This is a genomic window from Microbacterium terrisoli (assembly GCF_030866805.1).
Classification (GTDB): domain Bacteria; phylum Actinomycetota; class Actinomycetes; order Actinomycetales; family Microbacteriaceae; genus Microbacterium; species Microbacterium terrisoli.
The window spans coordinates 2579223-2595379 of sequence record NZ_CP133019.1; the positions used below are offsets into that span (position 1 = coordinate 2579223).

Below are 16157 nucleotides of genomic sequence, written 5' to 3' on the forward strand. Positions count from 1 at the left end.
ATCGGACCTGAGTCATCCACAGATCTTCCATGACGCCCCACGAGCGGTGATCGGCGGGCCAGCATGGCGATGTGTGTGAGACGACGGCGCGGGTCACGACCTACGCGCAGCTGCGAGCCGACGGGCACGACCGCCGCTGGATCGAGGCGTCGCTGGGTGACGGCACCCTGGAACGTGTGCGCCGCGGCGTCTACGCATACGAGCAGCCGTGCGCAGCCGCGCGGGCGGCCGCCGCGCACGGCGGGGCTCTGGCGTGTCTCAGCGCCGCGCGACACCACGGACTGTGGGTTCTTGACGACGAGGACGACCAGACGCCACACGTCTGGCTGAACGGCAGCGGACACCGGCGTGCTCACGAACCGTGCACGTGTGTCGAACACTGGGATGAGGCGAAGGCCGTCGACGCGTTCGGGCTTCCCTCCGTGCCTCGCGTGCTGCGTCAGATACTCGCGTGCCGCGGACTCGACGCCTTCTTCGTCAGCCTGGAATCGGCGCTTCACCTGGGCAAGATCTCGAAGGCTGAGGTCGCCTGGCTGAAGACGCACACCAACGACGCCGCGCGCGAGGCCATCCTGATCGCCCGGAACGACGCCGACAGCGGCCTGGAGTCGCTGTTTCGCTGGCGCCTGCGCCGCTTCGGCCTGCGGATCAGACCGCAGATCACGATCGTCGGCGTCGGACGCGTCGACTTCCTGATCGGCGACCGACTCATCGTCGAGATCGACGGCAAGGCGAACCACGACGATGAGTCGCACCGTCACAAGGATCTCGTCCGCGATGCGAATGCCGCCGCTTGGGACTACGTGACACTGCGGTTCGACTACGCGCTCGTGGTCCACGATTGGGAGCTCGTCGAAGACGCGATCCTCGGGCAGGTGCGCGCCGGCGCCCACCTCCACCGCCGCTGAACGTGCGCCGCGGTGCCGTCGGCACGCGCGCTCGGGCACAGCTGCGGGGATCTTCACCGACGCGCCGCAGCCGCGGCATCCCACCCCGGCGTGTCGAGAAGATCCCCGCTCGTGTGCACGGGATGACGGGGCGAGACGGCGGGTGGCGGCGCGCGGCTCAGTCGCGGGGGCTGAGCAGGTAGCGGTTGAACGACGCCGTCTCGTCGGCGTCGGCCGGAATCTCGACACCGTCCACGGCCGTGACCGGTGCCGCCAGGCGGACGCTCGAGACCAGCCATGCGGCATCCGCCTCGGTCAGCGCCGCAACCGGCACCGACTCATACGCGGCCGCGCGCCCCGTCGCGTGCAGATGGTCGAACAGGCTCATCTGCGTCGTGCCGTGCAGGATGCCGGTGCCCGTCGCCGGCGTCACGTAGCGGTCGCCGAACCGCAGCACGACCGACGAGGTGGGGCCTTCGAGCACGAGCCCGTCGCTCGTCACGAAGATCGCATCGTCGGCGCCTCTGCGATGCGCTTCGCGCAGCGCGGCCATGTTCATCGCATATGAGAGCGTCTTCGCGCCCAGCAGCAGCCACGGCGCCCGTTCAGCGGCGCCGGCGTCGATGCCGCGATCCAGGGTCACGACGCGGATGCCGCGGGTGCGTGCGGCCGCATGATCGGGAGAGAGGGATGCCGTGACCCACGCGGTGGGTGCCGGCCCCTGCTCCACTCCGCGGCTGAGGATCAGCTTGATCGCCCCCTCGCCCGGGCCGCATTCGGCGGCAGCACGGGTGACGGCCTGTCGCCACTGGCGCAGGTTCGGTGCGGGCAGATCGCACAGCCGGGCGGAATGGGCCAGACGCTCGAGGTGCGCGGTTGCCTCCTGCGGGTGACCGCCGACGACGCCGATCGTCTCGAAGATGCCGTCGCCGCGCTGCGTGCTCAGCTCGCCGACGCTCAGCGCCGGAGCGGACGAATCCACTGCTTGGAACGTGGCGGCGAAGTCCTCGCGGTCATCCTGGACGGGTGCCGGATCGATCAGCAGGGCGAAGTGTGCGGCCATGCGTCGAGCCTATTGCGTACGAACCTGCCGGCCGTTGCGGGCGGTCCGGGGAATAGCCGATCCGATACGTCGGTTACACTGGATCGGCCGGGCCGCAGTAACCCCGGGCTCCATCTTCTGCCGCTTCGAGCGGCCTCGCGCCGAGAGGCGTTCTGCGGCCCGGCGCTTCTGTGCCCGGGCGCATGCCCGGCAGCGCGCCGGTCACGCCCAGCCGGGCGCCCCGGTTGCCGTATTCCTCGTCAGGTCAGCGACTCGCGGCGCCACAAGCCGGCGCTGGCCGACAAGTCGCCGGCATAGGTCGACAGCCGCAGCGCACGGGTCGTCAGCGCGCTCGCCCGCTCGGGCTCGGTCGGCTCGTAATCGTCGGCGACGTGGGTGGCACCGGATGCCTCGACCCGACAGAACGCGGCCGCACGCTCGAGCGCCACGGCGAAGTCGCCTGCGAACGCCCCACGCATGATGCGGTCCACCAGCGCGACCAGCTCGTCGGGGGCCGCGGGCACCGGCGCGCCGGCGACGACGGGGTCGACAGAGGCGATCTCGACGCGCCCGCGCTCGTACAGCAGCGCCGCGGTGTGCGGGTCGTCGTGGATCATCAGCTGCAGCAGGTACAGCCGCCACAGCGCGCCCGGCAGCGATCGCGCCGGTGCCTGCGACCACAGCTCGGCGATGTCGTCGATGCCGTGCGTGCTCGTGAACGTCACCAGCCGCTCGACCGTCTCGCTGTCGGGGTCGGCCCGCACCCGCGACAGCAGCGCCGCCGCGGTCGAATGGGCGGCCCTCGTCTTGTCTGCGGGGTCGTGCGCACCGAACAGCCGATCGAGCTCGCCGGTCGCCCGGCGCACCGGCTTATGGAAGTCTCGTCCTGCGTCCGTCACCCGACAAGGCTACCTGGGACCCTGGGCCCGCGCCCGGCACCCGGGGCCCGCGCCCCGCGAGCCGCCCGAACCTACGCGCGGCGGTCACGCCGTCCCGTTGATGCGCACGAGGTTGCCCGCCGGGTCACGGAACGCGCAGTCGCGCGGACCCCACGGCTGGTCCATGGGCTCCTGCAGCACCTCGGCGCCCGTGGCGCGGATGCGCTCGAAGGCGGCGTCGAGGTCGCTGGTGGCGAACACGACCGGGCCCGGGCCTGCACCTTTGGCGATCAGTCGCGCCAGAGCGTCGGCGTCGTCGGGAGAGCGTCCGGCGCCGGGAGCCGAGAGCACGAGGACGACGCCGGGCTGGTCGGGGATCCCCATGCTCAGCCAGCGCCACCCGTTGCCCGACACGTCGTTGAGCACGACCAGCCCCAGCGCGTCGCGATAGAACGCGAGGGCGGCGTCGACGTCGTCGACGGTCAGCGGGAAGTATCCGAACCTGATGTCTGTCATGACCTCGACGCTAAGCCGTGGCATCCCGCCGCGCTTCTCGAATCCTGCTCGCTTGATCCCGGCAGCGGCTCTCACACGTAGCGGGTGGGGCGCGTGAGCACACGGGCGAAGCACTCCGGCAGTGCCTCGGCATCGTCGTGCGGACGGTTGCGATAGGCGCTCGGACTCTCGCCGACGATCTCGCTGAACGTCGAGCTGAAGGATCCGAGCGAGGTCGCCCCCACGGCGGTGCACGCATCCGTGACCGACACACCCGAGCGCAGCAGCGCCATGGCCCGCTCGATGCGCCGGGTCATCAGATAGGCGTACGGAGTCTCGCCGTAGGCCGTCTTGAACTCGCGGGAGAAGTGCGCAGGCGACATGAACGCGTGGGCGGCCATGGTGGGCACGTCCAGCGGTTCGGCATACGCACGATCCATCAGGTCTCGCGCGCGCCGCAAGTGCGCGAGGGTCTCTGGCGTCTGAGGGGTGGATGCCACGGCCCGACCCTACTCGAACGCATCGCACTACGCTCGGACCATGGCTGAGAGCAGACCACAGCGCAGACCACAGCGCACACCACAGCGCATCGCGATCGCCGGGGGCACCGGCACCGTCGGACGCTTCGTCACCGAACTCGTGCGCGCGCACGGACACGAACCGGTCGTGCTGTCGCGTTCGACCGGCGTCGACCTCGTCGCGGGCGACGGCCTGCAGGCCGTGCTGCGCGGTGTGGACACCCTGATCGATGTCAGCGGACCGGCGACGATGTCGGCTGCGGCATCCATCCGTGGCTTCCAGGCGATCACCGGCAATCTGCTGCGCGCCGAGCAGGCGGCGGGCGTGCGCCATCACATCGCCCTGTCGATCGTCGGCATCGACACCGTCGAGAAGGGATACGGCTACTACCAGGGCAAGCAGGCGCAGGAACGACTGGTGACAGCCGGTCCGGTGCCGTGGACCATCCTGCGAGCGACGCAGTTCCACGAGTTCGCGCGGCAGATGTTCACGCGCGCCAAGCTCGGCCCGTTCGTTCTCGTTCCGACCATGCGCTCGCAGCCAATCGCCGCGAGCGAGGTGGCTGCGCGCCTGGTCGAGCTGGCCGAGGGCGCACCACAGGGCAGAGTCGGGGATCTCGCCGGTCCCCGCGTGGAACGCATGGCCGATCTCGCGCGCCGTTACGGGCGCGCTGCGGGAGTACCAGGCCGTGTGGTCGAGCTGTCGATGCCCGGTCGGGGCGGCACGCAGATGCGAAACGGGAGCCTGCTGGCACCCGTCGATGCACAGATCGCGGGGCCGGACTTCACGACCTGGCTCATCGAGCAGACCGGCTCGGACGGCATCGTCCAGGCATCGCAGGCGCATCGGATCGCCGGCATCTCGATCGTCCGCGAGCCGCTTCCCACGCCGCCCGAGCCGAGCCTGACGAACGCACGTGAGCTGATCGCCGGCCTGCAGCGCGCGGGCATGCCCATCTCACTGACGATCGAGGGAGAGCCTCGCCCGCTCGCACCGACGATCGATGCCGCCGCCTTCGAGGCCCTGCAGGAGGGCGCCGCACTCGTGCTGACCCGCACACGCGGGGTGGATGCCACGGCCTGCGTGCGCTACCTTTCGGGCGCCGTCGAAGTCGAGGTCACGCACGGGCCCGCTCGGCTGACCGCCCCGGGGCGGGTCGTGGCGGGCCTGGACCGCAGCCGCTCCGAGGTGCGGCGGCTGGGAGGGGCGACCAGTGTCGATGCGCGCGATGACGGCGCGTTCCGCGTGACGGCGACGATCCCGACGCCGCAGTGAGCGCAGCAGTGGGGCCGACCGTGCCCCGGTGTCGTCGATGACGGCGTGAGCAAAGTAGGCTGTATCCCACGGGCCTGTAGCTCAGTTGGCAGAGCATCGGACTTTTAATCCGCGGGTCGAGGGTTCGAGCCCCTCCGGGCCCACCCCATCGCTTCAGCTCGAGAGCGAACGTGCGGCCACGCCGTCGCGACGCGGCATCGTCTGACTCGGCGTGACCGTGCGGATCATCGTCAACGGCGCAGCACGTGCCGGCCTGACGGGGCGAAGACTCAGTCGACGTGCCCGAGCACACGCAAGTGGCATCCGCATCCAGCCGACCGTCAAGGCCAACGCGTGACGGAGAATCGACCAGTCATCCAGGCACGATTACCTGGCGGCCATACCTGTGGCCGGGCTGCTACCGGGGACATTCGCCCACGCGATATAGCTGCCGTCGAGTTCGGCGACGTCATACCCGGCACGGCGCAGCGCACTCGCAGTGACGCTGTTGCGCACCCCGCTGCGACAGTATGTGACGATCGTGCCCGCATTCGGCGCAGGCAGCTCGTCAAGATTCCACATTATGCGGCCCGCGGAGAGCCGTTCAGCGCCCGGCAGATGACCGGCAGAGTACTCGGTCGAGTTGCGAACGTCGAGCAACAGTGCACGCTCGTATGCGGATAGCTCCTCCGGGTGGACCAGCTTCGGCTCGACGAGGTCAAGGTCATCGAGCGAGCTGATATAGCCGCTTACCGTGTCGATGCCGACGCGGATCAGGTGATCACGAATGTCCTCCGCCGCTGCGCGCGACGCGGCGAGCAGCACAAGAGGGCGCTCCTCAACCTCGGGATCGATGACCCACGCGCCGTAGCTTGCGGCCTTGCCGGGACCGGGGATGTTCAGCGACGACGGCACGGTGCCGGCGTGCACCTGGCTGTGATGACGGGTGTCGACGACGATGAGCGTGTCGTGCTCGACGCCGGAACGCACCTCATCTGCCGTGTACTCGACCAGGGCAGCAGGCGGGCCGGCCACGGCAGGCCCGACCTGATTCTGCCGCTTCATGCGGGCGAAGTACGCGTGGGCATCGGGTTGGCCGTCCAGCAGTTCCTCGATGAATCCCTCTTCGTCGCCGTCCTGCAGATGTCTGCTCCACCAGGAGAAGTGCCGCTCATAGCCGACCGTCGATGACGGCACCGCCCCCAGCGCTTTGCCGCATGCGGAACCCGAGCCGTGCGCCGGAAGCACCTGCACGTAGTCAGGGAGGGTGAGGAAACGATCGCGCAGGCTGGCGAACAGGTCTTTGGCGCTGGCGAATCGGGTGTCGACGGAGCCGACGACCTCATCGAGCAGGTCCGGGCGGCCGAGGTCGCCGACGAAGACGAAGTCGCCTGTCAAGATGAACCCCGGCTGCGTCGACTGCGCCCCGTCGGTCACCAGGAATGACAGGTGCTCGGGGGTGTGACCCGGGGTGTGCACCGCCTCGACCGCGATGTTGCCGATCGCGATCCGGTGACCATGCTTCATTCGCACGGCCGCGTCGAAGCCGCTGCCGTAGAGCCAGTCCGGCCCGCCCTCGTCGGACACATACATCTGCGCCCGGGTCCTGGCGGCCAGCTCCCGCGTGCCAGAGAGGAAGTCGGCATGGATGTGCGTCTCCGTGACGGCGACGATTCGCATCCCGTTCTTCTCTGCGATCTCGAGATAGACGTCTGTGTCGCGACGGGGATCGACGACGATTGCGTCGCCAGTGGCTTGGCAGCCGATGATGTAGCTCGCCTGTGCGAGATCCTCATCGTAGATGCGGTCCAGAAGCATGATCAGGTTCTTTCTTGTAGTGCGGCGGCTTCCAGAAGCTCCAAGCCGCTGCCCGTCGTCATCAGCATTTCCTGGGATCTCGGTTCTCTAGCGCCCGAACTAGCGAGCGAAGAGCCCGGGGCGCGCAGCGTCGGCTGCGTCGACCTCCGACTGGGAGTGTTTCCCGTTGCACCACTGCGCAGCGGGAACGCTCTGCCTAACCGACGCGACGTGTTGTCCGCACCCTGCCCAGGTCGTCTTGCCGCACGTGCGACAGGTCACTGCTCGACACACACCGGCCTCCTTCTCTCACAACATCAGATCGTTCTCAGAAATACCCCTAGGAGTATTGTGTTCTGTCTGGTCAGCATACTCCCTGGGGTATCATGAGTGTCAAATCGACCTGTTGGAGGAATCCAGTCATGACTCTCGAACCGCCTCGCGAGCACAACAGCAGTGAGCCTGACGCCGAGCACAGCGCCGAGGCCAAACGGAAAATCGTCAATCGGCTACGCCGCGCTCATGGGCAACTCGCCGCAGTCATCTCGGCGGTCGAACATGATCACCACTGTCGCGATGTCGTCCAACAGCTGGCCGCAGTGTCAAAAGCGATCGATCGCGCGGGTTACCTGGTGATATCCACCGCACTGCAGGAGTGCCTGAGCGATCCCGACGCGCCAGACGCTGCAACCCCTCGAGAACTGGAAAGGCTCTTCCTCAGCCTCGCTTGACCGGACCCCGTGAGAACGCGGACGTGTCCGGATTGCAGGGCGCGAGATCGATGCCACCGCCTTCCAGGCGCTGCAAGAGGGCGCAGCGCTCGTGCTCACCCGCACACGCGGAGTGGATGCCACGGTATTGGGTTTAGACCGCCGACAGGTACCGCACAGCTTGGACGGCTCCTGCGTGAGCCCCCGTAGCTCAGTAGCTCAAAGGAAGAGCAAGCGGCATTTGACCGGTGGGTCGAGATATCGCAATCGTCCGGGGGCACCATACATATGTTCTCGATGTGACCCTCGACATCGATCACGCAGTCCGTGCCGCGGTGCCGACAACCGTCGTATAGCGCATGGTGAAGGTGCCGCCGACCTCGTCGATCGCGGCGCCGACGGCGGCGAGGATGCCGGCCAGTTCGTCGTGCGGCGTTCATGTGAGGGTGCCCGACGTCGCAGCTGGTCGAGCCACTCGTCGCGCGTATACGTGTGGTCCCACTCGAACCGCCACAGCTCGAACGTGCTGAATCCCCCGACCTCGACGAATCCGCTCGCGGCCTTGTCGACCATCATCGCGTAGGCGTCCGCCAACGCCGCCGGCAGCTCGGGCGCATTCCAGAACACCGCGACGCGCCCGGCCGGCCTCAGCACCGCCCTCGCCTTGGCCGCACCGCCGGCCGGGTCGATCCAGTGCCAGGCCTGTCCCGCGATCACGAGGTCGAACGCGCGACCCGCGGCATCCCACTCCTCGAACTTCGCAACCTCGATGTCCGCACCGCGCTCACACGCGAAGGCGGCCATCCGGGCATCGACCTCGACGCCGAGCACGGCGCATCCCGCGTCTGCGAACTGCCGAGCAGCCACACCTGTTCCCGCACCGACGTCGAGCACGTCGCGGCCCGGTGAGGCCGCGACGATCCGGTCGATCATCTCCTGCGGGTACCGCGGCCGCGTGCGGTCGTAGCGCGCAGGATCGACGCCGAACGACTCAGCCATCTGGCGTGCCAGATGCGACCGCGCGATCTGCTCGTTCGGCTCGGTGTTCGGCTCTGTGTGTTGGGCCACCCTCGGCTCCCCGTCAGGACCGCACCGATGATACTCTCCCGGCCCGGGTTATCCGGGCACACCGTGCAGGCGCCGGTGCAGTTCGCGCACCTCGGCCGACAGCTCGAGGTCAGGGCCGGCGACCTCGATACCCGGAGCGATCACGGTGATCGGCAAGGGCGCGACCGGGCCGGGCTCGAGGCACCATTCGGCGCGCCAGGCGACCAGCTGCGCCGTGCTGGACGCATACACGATGCGCCCGAGGCCCACCCAGGCATGTGCGGCGCTGCACATCGGGCAATGCTCGCCCGACGTGTAGACCACCGCCGTGCCCCGTGCCGCTGCATCCATGTTCTGCGCCGCCCACCGGGCGATCTCGAACTCGGGGTGGCGGGTGGCGTCGCCGCCCGCGACGCGGTTGCGGTCCTCGAACAGCACCGTGCCGGACGCATCTGCGATCAGTGAGCCGAACGGCTCATCGCCGACCTCGAGCGCCTCGCGCGCAAGGTCGACGCAGCGGCGCAGGTGCACATGGTCTTGGGCCGTCAGGAGCGATCCAGAGGTCATGCTGCCAGGTTCCCCCGCGCCGACGCGCCTGTCAACGTCGCGGACTGACCGGGGCTCGGGATCGACAGCGCCCCCGGCGTGCCGACGCCGCCCTAGGCTGGTAATCGCGCGCCCACCGGCTGCGCCGAGGGGAGGTCACCATGTTCGCCATCGCCGATGACGCCTGCATCATCATTCGCGCCGTCGCAGCAAAGACACCGGGTGGACGTGAATTCGGCGGCGTCCGCATCAGCGACGGGGCCGACCGCGGGACGGATTACGCGCTCGAGCCGGTCGGCGGGCCCGAACCGGGTGACATGGTGGTCGACCAGGCCGGAGCCCGCGTCTTTCTCGCACCGGATGTCGTCGAGGCGCTGGCGGACACAGTGCTCGAAGCAAGCGTGAACCATGAGGGCATCGTCGACTTCCAGTTCGGCACCGGCGGCGGGCCCGAAGGTATGACCGAAGTGCGCTCGACCGGCCATTCACACGTCACATGAGAGGTCAACGAGCGTCGTCGGCCGGCACACGCCCCGCGACGAAGTACGCGATGGGGCCCACGTAGTTGATCAGGCTGATCAGGCGCCACATGCGCTTGGGGCCGCGGACCTGCGCGTCGGCGCGCCGTGACAGATCGGCGTGCGCCGCGCCGATCAGGCCGATCTGCACCACCCCGGCGATCACGATCACCGCCCGCAGGCCAGGGGACAGTTCGTTCCAGCGAGGCTTGGCCATGCGCTGAGTGTACGACCCGTCGCTTGCCCGATCGTATGAGTCTGCTCAATCGCGACTGGCGTCTGAGAGCCGCCGCACGACGTCGGCAGTGGTCAGACGAGCTCGGCACCCGCGTGCGCCAGCTCGGCCAGAGCCGCCTCGCTGGTCTCGGCAGCGACGCCGGCGACGAGCTGCGTGAGCACGCGCACGTGCCGGCCGTGTGCGATCGCGTCCAGCGCAGAGGCCCGCACGCAATAGTCGGTGGCGATGCCCGTGACATCCACGTCGACGATGCCGTGCGCGTTCAACAGCTGTTCCACGGTCTCACCGTCGTCGGTGACGCCTTCGAACAGCGAATAGGCGGGCTTGCCCTGCCCCTTCTTCACGTGATGTGTGATGGATGCCGTCACCAGGCCCGGATCGTATTCGGCGCCCTCTGTCCCGGCGACGCAGTGCACGGGCCAGGTCGTCACGAAGTCGGGCTCCGTCTCCACCGCGAAATGCCCGCCATTGTCCCCCGTCGCGTCATGCCAATCGCGCGACGCCACGATGAGGGCATAGTCGCCGCCGTGGTCGGCGAGGTGGCGCGACACCGCGGCGGCAACGGCATCCCCGCCTTCGACGCCGAGGGCACCGCCCTCGGTGAAGTCGTTCTGCACGTCGACGATGAACAGCGCTTTGCCCATACCTCGAGGGTACGCACTCACCGGCGATCGCGGGCCGGCGGTTTCCGGCCGGCATCCACTCCCGCCCGCCACAGTTTCGACGGCCACCAGACCGCCCGACCGATGTCGTACGACGCGGCCGGCACCAACAGCGAGCGCACGACGAACGTGTCCACCAGCACGCCGAACGCGACGATGAATGCGATCTGGGCGAGGAAGAGGATCGGGATCACCCCGAGCGCGGCGAAGGTCGCCGCCAGCACGAGCCCGGCCGAGGTGATCACCCCGCCCGTGGCCACCAGGCCCCGGAGAATGCCCGGTCTGGTGCCGTGCCCGCGGGACTCTTCGCGCACGCGTGTCATCAGGAAGATGTTGTAGTCCACACCCAGCGCCACGAGGAAGACGAACCCGTACAACGGCACGGCGGGATCCGCCCCGGGGAAGTGGAAGATGTGGTTGAACACGAGCGCCGAGACGCCGAGGGCGGTGGCGAACGACACGATCACCGAGCCGATCAGCAGCAGCGGCGCAACGATGGCGCGCAACAGCAGCATGAGGATCACGAAGATCACGACCAGCACGATCGGGATGATCAGTGTCCGGTCCCGGATCGACGTGTCGTTCGCGTCGACGTCGGTGGCCGTGACTCCGCCCACGGCCGCATCGGGCACGGTATCGGCGAGATCGGTGCGCAGTGCGCGCACGGTGTCTTCGGCGGCGGCGGAGTCCGCCGAGTCGGTCAGCGTGCCGATCAGCAGAACGTCGCCGTGAGACACGGTCGGCGACGGTGCAGGGCCCCCCGGGGGGCCAGGCGCGGTGTATGTGACCTGGTCGCCGTCGACGGCCACGCTGACCTGCCCCGACACGGAGTCGGTGGATGCCGCCGCCAGCGATTCGATGCCGCCGGTCTTGTCCATGACGCCGCCCGCCGAGGCGACCTGCGCCTCGGGCACGAGCACATACACGGGCGATCCCGAACCGGCGTCGAAGTGGTCGCCGAGCACCTGCTGGCCGTCACGCGCTTCGGAGTGCCCCAGCACCAGGTCGCTGGAGGGCACCCCGTCGGCCTTCAACTGCAGGATGCCGGTGCCGGCCGCCAGCAGCACGACCAGGCAGACGATCCACACCGGACGCGCGCGGCGGGCGACCAGGCGTGCCTGACGCGGCCAGAAGCCCTTCACCGGCTGCGAGAGGTCGTCGGGGATCATCGCGATCGGGTGCCGTGGGATGAACGGCCAGAACGCCGCGCGCCCCAGCAGCGCCAGCAGCGCCGGCAGGAAGGTGAGCGCCGCCAGCATCGCGAACGCGATGCCGATCCCGGCGATCGGTCCCAGTGCCCGGTTGGTGGCGAGGTCGCTCAGCAGCAGGCACAGCAGCCCCGCGATCACGGTGCCACCCGAGGCGAGGATCGGTTCGAACGCTCCGCGCCATGCCCGGGTCGTGGCATCCCATCGTCTGCGTCCGTCGCCGATCGCCTCGCGGAATCGTGCGACGTACAGCAGCGCATAGTCGGTGGCCGCGCCGATCACGAGGATGAACAGGATCCCCTGCACCTGCCCGTTCAGCAGCACCACCCCGGTCTTGGCGAGCCACCAGACCACCAGCAGCGCCACGCACAGGGCGAAGGATGCAGTGGCCAGCACCACGATCGGCAGCAGCGGTGACCGATAGACGACGACGAGGATGAGGAAGACCGCGATCAGCGCGACGCCCAGCAGCAGTCCGTCGATGCCGAGGAAGCCCTGCACGAGATCTGCGGTGAACCCGGCAGGGCCGGTGATCCACGCCGTCGTGCCGTCGGGCAGATCGGCATCCAGCGCGGTGCGCACGGCCGCCGCCGCATCGGTGACCTCGCCGCTGTTCATCGGCACGAACAGCTGCGCGGCCTCACCGTCGTCCGAGACGATCGGCGGCGAGACGGAGCCGTTGACGCCGGTGACGTCGCCGAGGCTCGTGGCGAGGTCGCGCAGGTCGGAGATCTGCGCGTCGGTCAGCTTCGCCCCGTCGTCGGCGGCGACCACCACGACAGCGGGGATACTGTCACTGCCGAGGAAATCGGCGAGGCGGTTCTGCACAGTCGTGGACTCTGCGGAGCCGGGCAGATACGCCGACTGCTCGTTGGTGGACACCTCGCCGACCTTGCCGAAGTACGGTCCGCCCACCGCTCCCCCGATGAGCCAGACCACCACGAGCAGCACCGGGATGCCGACGCGCAGCCAGCGACTCGGTGTCGACCCTGCGGCGGAACGGGAGCGTGTGGCGGCCGACGGCATGCTCCCACCCTAACGCGGGCCGCAGACGCCACTGTGTCGATGCCCCTGTCGGCATACCTGCCGCGCGGAGCTCAGCCCGCGGCGCGGAAGACGACGACCGGACCCACCGCCCAGTCGCGTCTGCGGATGTAGCGCAGAAGCTCCAGGCTCGCTTTGCGCTCAGCGCGCGCACGCCCGAACCGGTACCAACTGCCGGCAGGCGGACCCGCAGCCGCACTCCGCACGCTGATGCGGTAATCGAAGCGCCCCACCTGCTGGACTTCTGCACGCACCTCGCCGAGGTCGATCACGGTCTCCATGACCGGATCATATTCTCCGGCAGAAGGGGCGGGACCGTTCTCACAGATCTGCGTGCGGAATGGACAGGCCGCAAGAATCGGTGAGGCTGAGGAAAGTGGAGCCACCTAAGGGAATCGAACCCTTGACCTATTCATTACGAGTGAATCGCTCTGCCGTCTGAGCTAAGGTGGCGCGTGCGCAGCGCACCGCGCACGATGATCGATCTTACATGGTCGCCCGAGCGCCCGCGAACCGAACGATCACCACGCGATCACCGCGCGCAGCGGATGTCGCCGTCGGGCACGGTCCCGTCGACGAAGTAGTCATTGACCGCGGCATCCACACAGCTGTTGCCCTTGTTGAAGCCCGTGTGCCCCTCGCCCACGCGCGTGATGAGGATGCCCGAATCCAGCTGCTGAGCCAGCGACTTCGCCCACGTGTACGGCGTGGCCGGGTCATTCGTCGTGCCGATCACGAGGATCGGGCCGGCCCCAGCGGCATGGATGGGTTCACGCACCCCGGTCGCCTTGACCGGCCACACGTCGCACGAGTCCAGATCGACACTCCAGTACGGTGCGATGGTCGGTGCCTTCTGCTTCAGCTCGGCCACCGCGGCCGCCTTCTGCGCAGCCGTCGCGTCGTCGGGGTAGTCCATGCAGTTGTAGGCATTGAACGCCTCGTACGAGTTGTCCTGGTATTTGCCGTCGACGCGGTTGTAGTAGAAGTCCGCGAGCTGGAACGCCGGCCCCGGGTCGCCCTTGGCCGTCGCCGCCAGCGCCTGCGTCAAGTACTGCCAACTGTCCTGCGAATACAGCGCCGCCACGATCGCAGTCATCAGCGAGTCGGCGCCGAGCTGCCGCCCGTCGCTGTTGGGCAGGGGACGCCGATCCACTCGGGCCAGCAGCGACCCGAGGTCTGCCATGCCGTCGTCCACGGTGCCGCTGAACGGGCACCCGCGCGATGTCAGGCACGATGCCATGTAGGCCTTCAACGCCGATTCGAACCCGATGGCCTGGGTGAGGCTCACCTCCAGCCCCGACACCGACGGGTCGATCGCGCCGTCCAGCACGAAGCGCCCGACCTTCTGCGGGTAGAGCTTGGCGTAGGTGGCTCCCAGGAACGTGCCGTACGAATATCCCAGGTAGTTGAGCTTCTTGTCGCCGAGCACCGCACGCATGAGGTCCATGTCGCGCGCTGCGAAGACCGTGTTCACATCGGGGAGGATGCCGTTGCTGTTGCGCTCGCACGCCTGCGCGAACTTCGTGTACGACGCCATCATCTCGTCGCGCCACGCCGGGGTGTTGCGCGTGGCTGTGGGGATGTCGAAGAGGAACGCATCCATCTGCTTCGCGGTGAAGCACCTGACCGCCGTGGATTCACCGACCCCGCGCGGGTCGAAGCCGATCACGTCGTAGGACTTCGCGAGCCGGTCGCCCACCGCGAACTGCAGCGAGTCGCGCACGAGTTCGATGCCGCTGGCACCGGGGCCGCCCGGGTTGACCAGCAGGGACCCGAGGGCCTTGCCGTCGGTGGCCCGGTGGCGGATCACCGCCAGGTCTGCAGTGCCGGCGCCGGGATCGTTCCAGTCCAGCGGGGCGGTGATCGTCGCGCACTCGAACTGGCCGTTGCACGCCTGCCAGTGCACCTTCTGCCCGTAGAAGGGCATGAGGTCTGGCGCCACGCCTTCGGTGTCGGGCGCCGCGCTCGCGGTGGCGGCGGGCTTGGTCGAGCCCTGATCGGGGATGAACGAGAACAGACATCCGGTCAAGGCGAGGGATGCCGCGGCCAGTCCGGCGAGGACGGCGACCATGCGGGTCTTGACGTTCACAGGATCCTTCCGTGGGCGACGGTGATGAGCATGTTCTCCAGTGCCAGAACCGGCGACACGTTCTGTTCCATGCGCGTGCGGGTCTCGGAGATCTCGTCGAGGACGGTCAGCGTACGCGCCGGATCCCATGCATCGGCGACGCCGCGCAGCTCGCCGGCGAGCTCGAGGTTGATGAGGTCGTCGCCTCGGCCGAACTGCAGCATCAGCACGTCACGGTACAGCGACTGCAGGTCGGTGAGCACCCGGTCGATGCCGTCGCGCAGGCTGCGCGTGGCGCGACGCTTCTGCTCGTCTTCGAGCGCCTTCAGCTGTGACCGCACCGCCGGCGGCACCGCTGCGCCGGCCGCGATGCCGAGCGTGGTCAGCAGCTGTGCGCGTTCGGCCTGGTCGCGTTCGGCCGTCAGCGCCTTCGCGTCATCGGTCGCACCGGCGACGATCTCGGCAGCGGCATCGACCGCGCTGGACACGCCGCGCACGCGTAGCACGGCACGCAGCAGGTCATCACGCCGCGCGCGGGCCGCGGCATCCGTCGCCAGGCGCTGGGCCATGCCGATGTGCCGCTGCGCATGGCGGGCGGACTGTTCGGCGATCTGCGCGTCCACGCCGGTGCGCAGCTGGATCAGCCGCGCGACGTCGGCGACCTCGGGGTCGCGCAGGCGCAGCGTGCGCACCCGCGAGCGGATGGTGGGCAGCAGGTCTGCCTCGCTGGGCGCGCACAGCACCCACACTGTGCGTTCCGGCGGCTCTTCGAGCGCCTTCAGCAACACGTTCGAGGTGCGTTCGGCCATGCGATCGGCGTCTTCCATCACGATCACGCGGTACCGCCCGAGCGACGGAGAGAAGTATGAGCGCTCGACCAGCGCACGGGCGTCTTTGATCGAGATGATCACGCCCTCGGTGCGCAGAGCCGCGTAGTCGGGGTGGGTGCCGGCGAGCACCTGGCGCATGGCGTTCTCATCACCGGGTTCGGCGATCAGCGCCGCGGCGAACGCGCGCGCCAGCGTCGAACGGCCCGAACCGGGCGGGCCGGTGATCAGCCAGGCGTGGGTCAGGCCGGCGGGATCGGTCGCCGCCGTGCGCAGCGCGTGCACCGCAGCGTCTTGGCCCCAGACCTCGCCCCAGGGCAGTTCGGCCGCACCGTCGCCGTGCACCGGCGCGGACGAAGCCGTCGTCACGGGGAGCGAGTCGGCGGCCATGGGCTCCAGCCTAACCATCGCCACCGA

At 68.9% G+C, this 16157-nt stretch carries 18 protein-coding genes and 2 tRNA genes; 5 read left to right on the forward strand and 15 right to left on the reverse strand.

Features of this window, described 5'->3' with window-relative positions:
* Positions 1–71 precede the first annotated feature (71 nt).
* On the forward strand, positions 72–908 hold the full coding sequence (locus QU603_RS11615; protein WP_308491548.1) for an endonuclease domain-containing protein: 837 nt from the start codon (positions 72–74) through the stop codon (positions 906–908).
* A gap of 157 nt (positions 909–1065) precedes the next feature.
* Here QU603_RS11615 and QU603_RS11620 read toward each other — a convergent pair whose 3' ends face one another.
* The 4 genes from QU603_RS11620 to QU603_RS11635 all read right to left on the reverse strand — a co-directional run bounded on the left by QU603_RS11620 (position 1066) and on the right by QU603_RS11635 (position 3802).
* Complete coding sequence (locus QU603_RS11620; protein ID WP_308491549.1) at positions 1066–1950, reverse strand: aminodeoxychorismate lyase; 885 nt, start codon at positions 1948–1950, stop codon at positions 1066–1068.
* Positions 1951–2189: 239 nt separating this feature from the next.
* A complete protein-coding gene (locus tag QU603_RS11625; protein WP_308491550.1) occupies positions 2190–2828 on the reverse strand; it encodes a DNA-directed RNA polymerase subunit beta in 639 nt (212 codons plus the stop codon).
* A gap of 84 nt (positions 2829–2912) precedes the next feature.
* A complete protein-coding gene (locus QU603_RS11630) occupies positions 2913–3323 on the reverse strand; it encodes a VOC family protein (protein ID WP_308491551.1) in 411 nt (136 codons plus the stop codon).
* 71 nt (positions 3324–3394) lie between these two features.
* Positions 3395–3802, reverse strand: a complete 408-nt coding sequence (locus QU603_RS11635; RefSeq protein ID WP_370655301.1) for a helix-turn-helix transcriptional regulator — start codon at positions 3800–3802, stop codon at positions 3395–3397.
* Positions 3803–3842: 40 nt separating this feature from the next.
* Here QU603_RS11635 and QU603_RS11640 point away from each other — a divergent pair, with 40 nt between their 5' ends.
* Together QU603_RS11640 and QU603_RS11645 are read left to right on the forward strand one after the other, a co-directional pair.
* Positions 3843–5096 (forward strand): NAD(P)H-binding protein, encoded by a 1254-nt coding sequence (locus QU603_RS11640; protein ID WP_308491552.1) that lies wholly within the window; start codon positions 3843–3845, stop codon positions 5094–5096.
* Between the two features lie 70 nt (positions 5097–5166).
* Positions 5167–5239: transfer RNA gene (locus tag QU603_RS11645), tRNA-Lys, on the forward strand.
* Between the two features lie 223 nt (positions 5240–5462).
* On the opposite strand, the gene QU603_RS11650 is transcribed toward QU603_RS11645, so the two are convergent.
* Both QU603_RS11650 and QU603_RS16490 read right to left on the reverse strand, forming a co-directional pair.
* A complete protein-coding gene (locus QU603_RS11650; protein WP_308491553.1) occupies positions 5463–6893 on the reverse strand; it encodes an MBL fold metallo-hydrolase in 1431 nt (476 codons plus the stop codon).
* A 99-nt stretch (positions 6894–6992) separates the two neighbouring features.
* Positions 6993–7166 (reverse strand): DUF8730 family Cys-rich protein, encoded by a 174-nt coding sequence (locus tag QU603_RS16490; RefSeq protein WP_502572643.1) that lies wholly within the window; start codon positions 7164–7166, stop codon positions 6993–6995.
* Positions 7167–7294: 128 nt separating this feature from the next.
* Here QU603_RS16490 and QU603_RS11655 point away from each other — a divergent pair, with 128 nt between their 5' ends.
* Positions 7295–7603: a metal-sensitive transcriptional regulator gene (locus QU603_RS11655; protein WP_308491554.1), complete on the forward strand. Its 309-nt coding sequence runs from the start codon at positions 7295–7297 to the stop codon at positions 7601–7603.
* A 198-nt stretch (positions 7604–7801) separates the two neighbouring features.
* Here QU603_RS11655 and QU603_RS11660 read toward each other — a convergent pair whose 3' ends face one another.
* Positions 7802–8650 (reverse strand): class I SAM-dependent methyltransferase, encoded by an 849-nt coding sequence (locus QU603_RS11660; RefSeq protein ID WP_308491555.1) that lies wholly within the window; start codon positions 8648–8650, stop codon positions 7802–7804.
* A gap of 48 nt (positions 8651–8698) precedes the next feature.
* Positions 8699–9196: a nucleoside deaminase gene (locus QU603_RS11665; RefSeq protein ID WP_308491556.1), complete on the reverse strand. Its 498-nt coding sequence runs from the start codon at positions 9194–9196 to the stop codon at positions 8699–8701.
* 140 nt (positions 9197–9336) lie between these two features.
* On the opposite strand from QU603_RS11665, the gene QU603_RS11670 reads away from it, so the two are divergent.
* The gene (locus QU603_RS11670) at positions 9337–9675 is read left to right on the forward strand and encodes a hypothetical protein (RefSeq protein ID WP_308491557.1); all 339 of its coding nucleotides are present in this window, start codon (positions 9337–9339) and stop codon (positions 9673–9675) included.
* A gap of 4 nt (positions 9676–9679) precedes the next feature.
* Here the strand turns inward: QU603_RS11670 and QU603_RS11675 are convergent, their stop codons facing one another.
* The 7 genes from QU603_RS11675 to QU603_RS11705 form a co-directional block, all read right to left on the reverse strand.
* Positions 9680–9910, reverse strand: a complete 231-nt coding sequence (locus QU603_RS11675) for a hypothetical protein (RefSeq protein ID WP_308491558.1) — start codon at positions 9908–9910, stop codon at positions 9680–9682.
* Positions 9911–10002: 92 nt separating this feature from the next.
* The gene (locus QU603_RS11680; RefSeq protein ID WP_308491559.1) at positions 10003–10575 is read right to left on the reverse strand and encodes an isochorismatase family protein; all 573 of its coding nucleotides are present in this window, start codon (positions 10573–10575) and stop codon (positions 10003–10005) included.
* A 17-nt stretch (positions 10576–10592) separates the two neighbouring features.
* Positions 10593–12827, reverse strand: coding sequence for an MMPL family transporter (locus tag QU603_RS11685; protein WP_308491560.1), 2235 nt, complete (start codon positions 12825–12827; stop codon positions 10593–10595).
* Positions 12828–12898: 71 nt separating this feature from the next.
* Complete coding sequence (locus QU603_RS11690; RefSeq protein WP_308491561.1) at positions 12899–13126, reverse strand: hypothetical protein; 228 nt, start codon at positions 13124–13126, stop codon at positions 12899–12901.
* A gap of 96 nt (positions 13127–13222) precedes the next feature.
* Positions 13223–13298 (reverse strand) — tRNA-Thr (locus QU603_RS11695).
* A 79-nt stretch (positions 13299–13377) separates the two neighbouring features.
* The gene (locus QU603_RS11700) at positions 13378–14916 is read right to left on the reverse strand and encodes an alpha/beta hydrolase (RefSeq protein ID WP_308494008.1); all 1539 of its coding nucleotides are present in this window, start codon (positions 14914–14916) and stop codon (positions 13378–13380) included.
* A 14-nt stretch (positions 14917–14930) separates the two neighbouring features.
* A complete protein-coding gene (locus QU603_RS11705; protein ID WP_308491562.1) occupies positions 14931–16130 on the reverse strand; it encodes a DNA polymerase III subunit delta' in 1200 nt (399 codons plus the stop codon).
* Positions 16131–16157 lie beyond the last annotated feature (27 nt).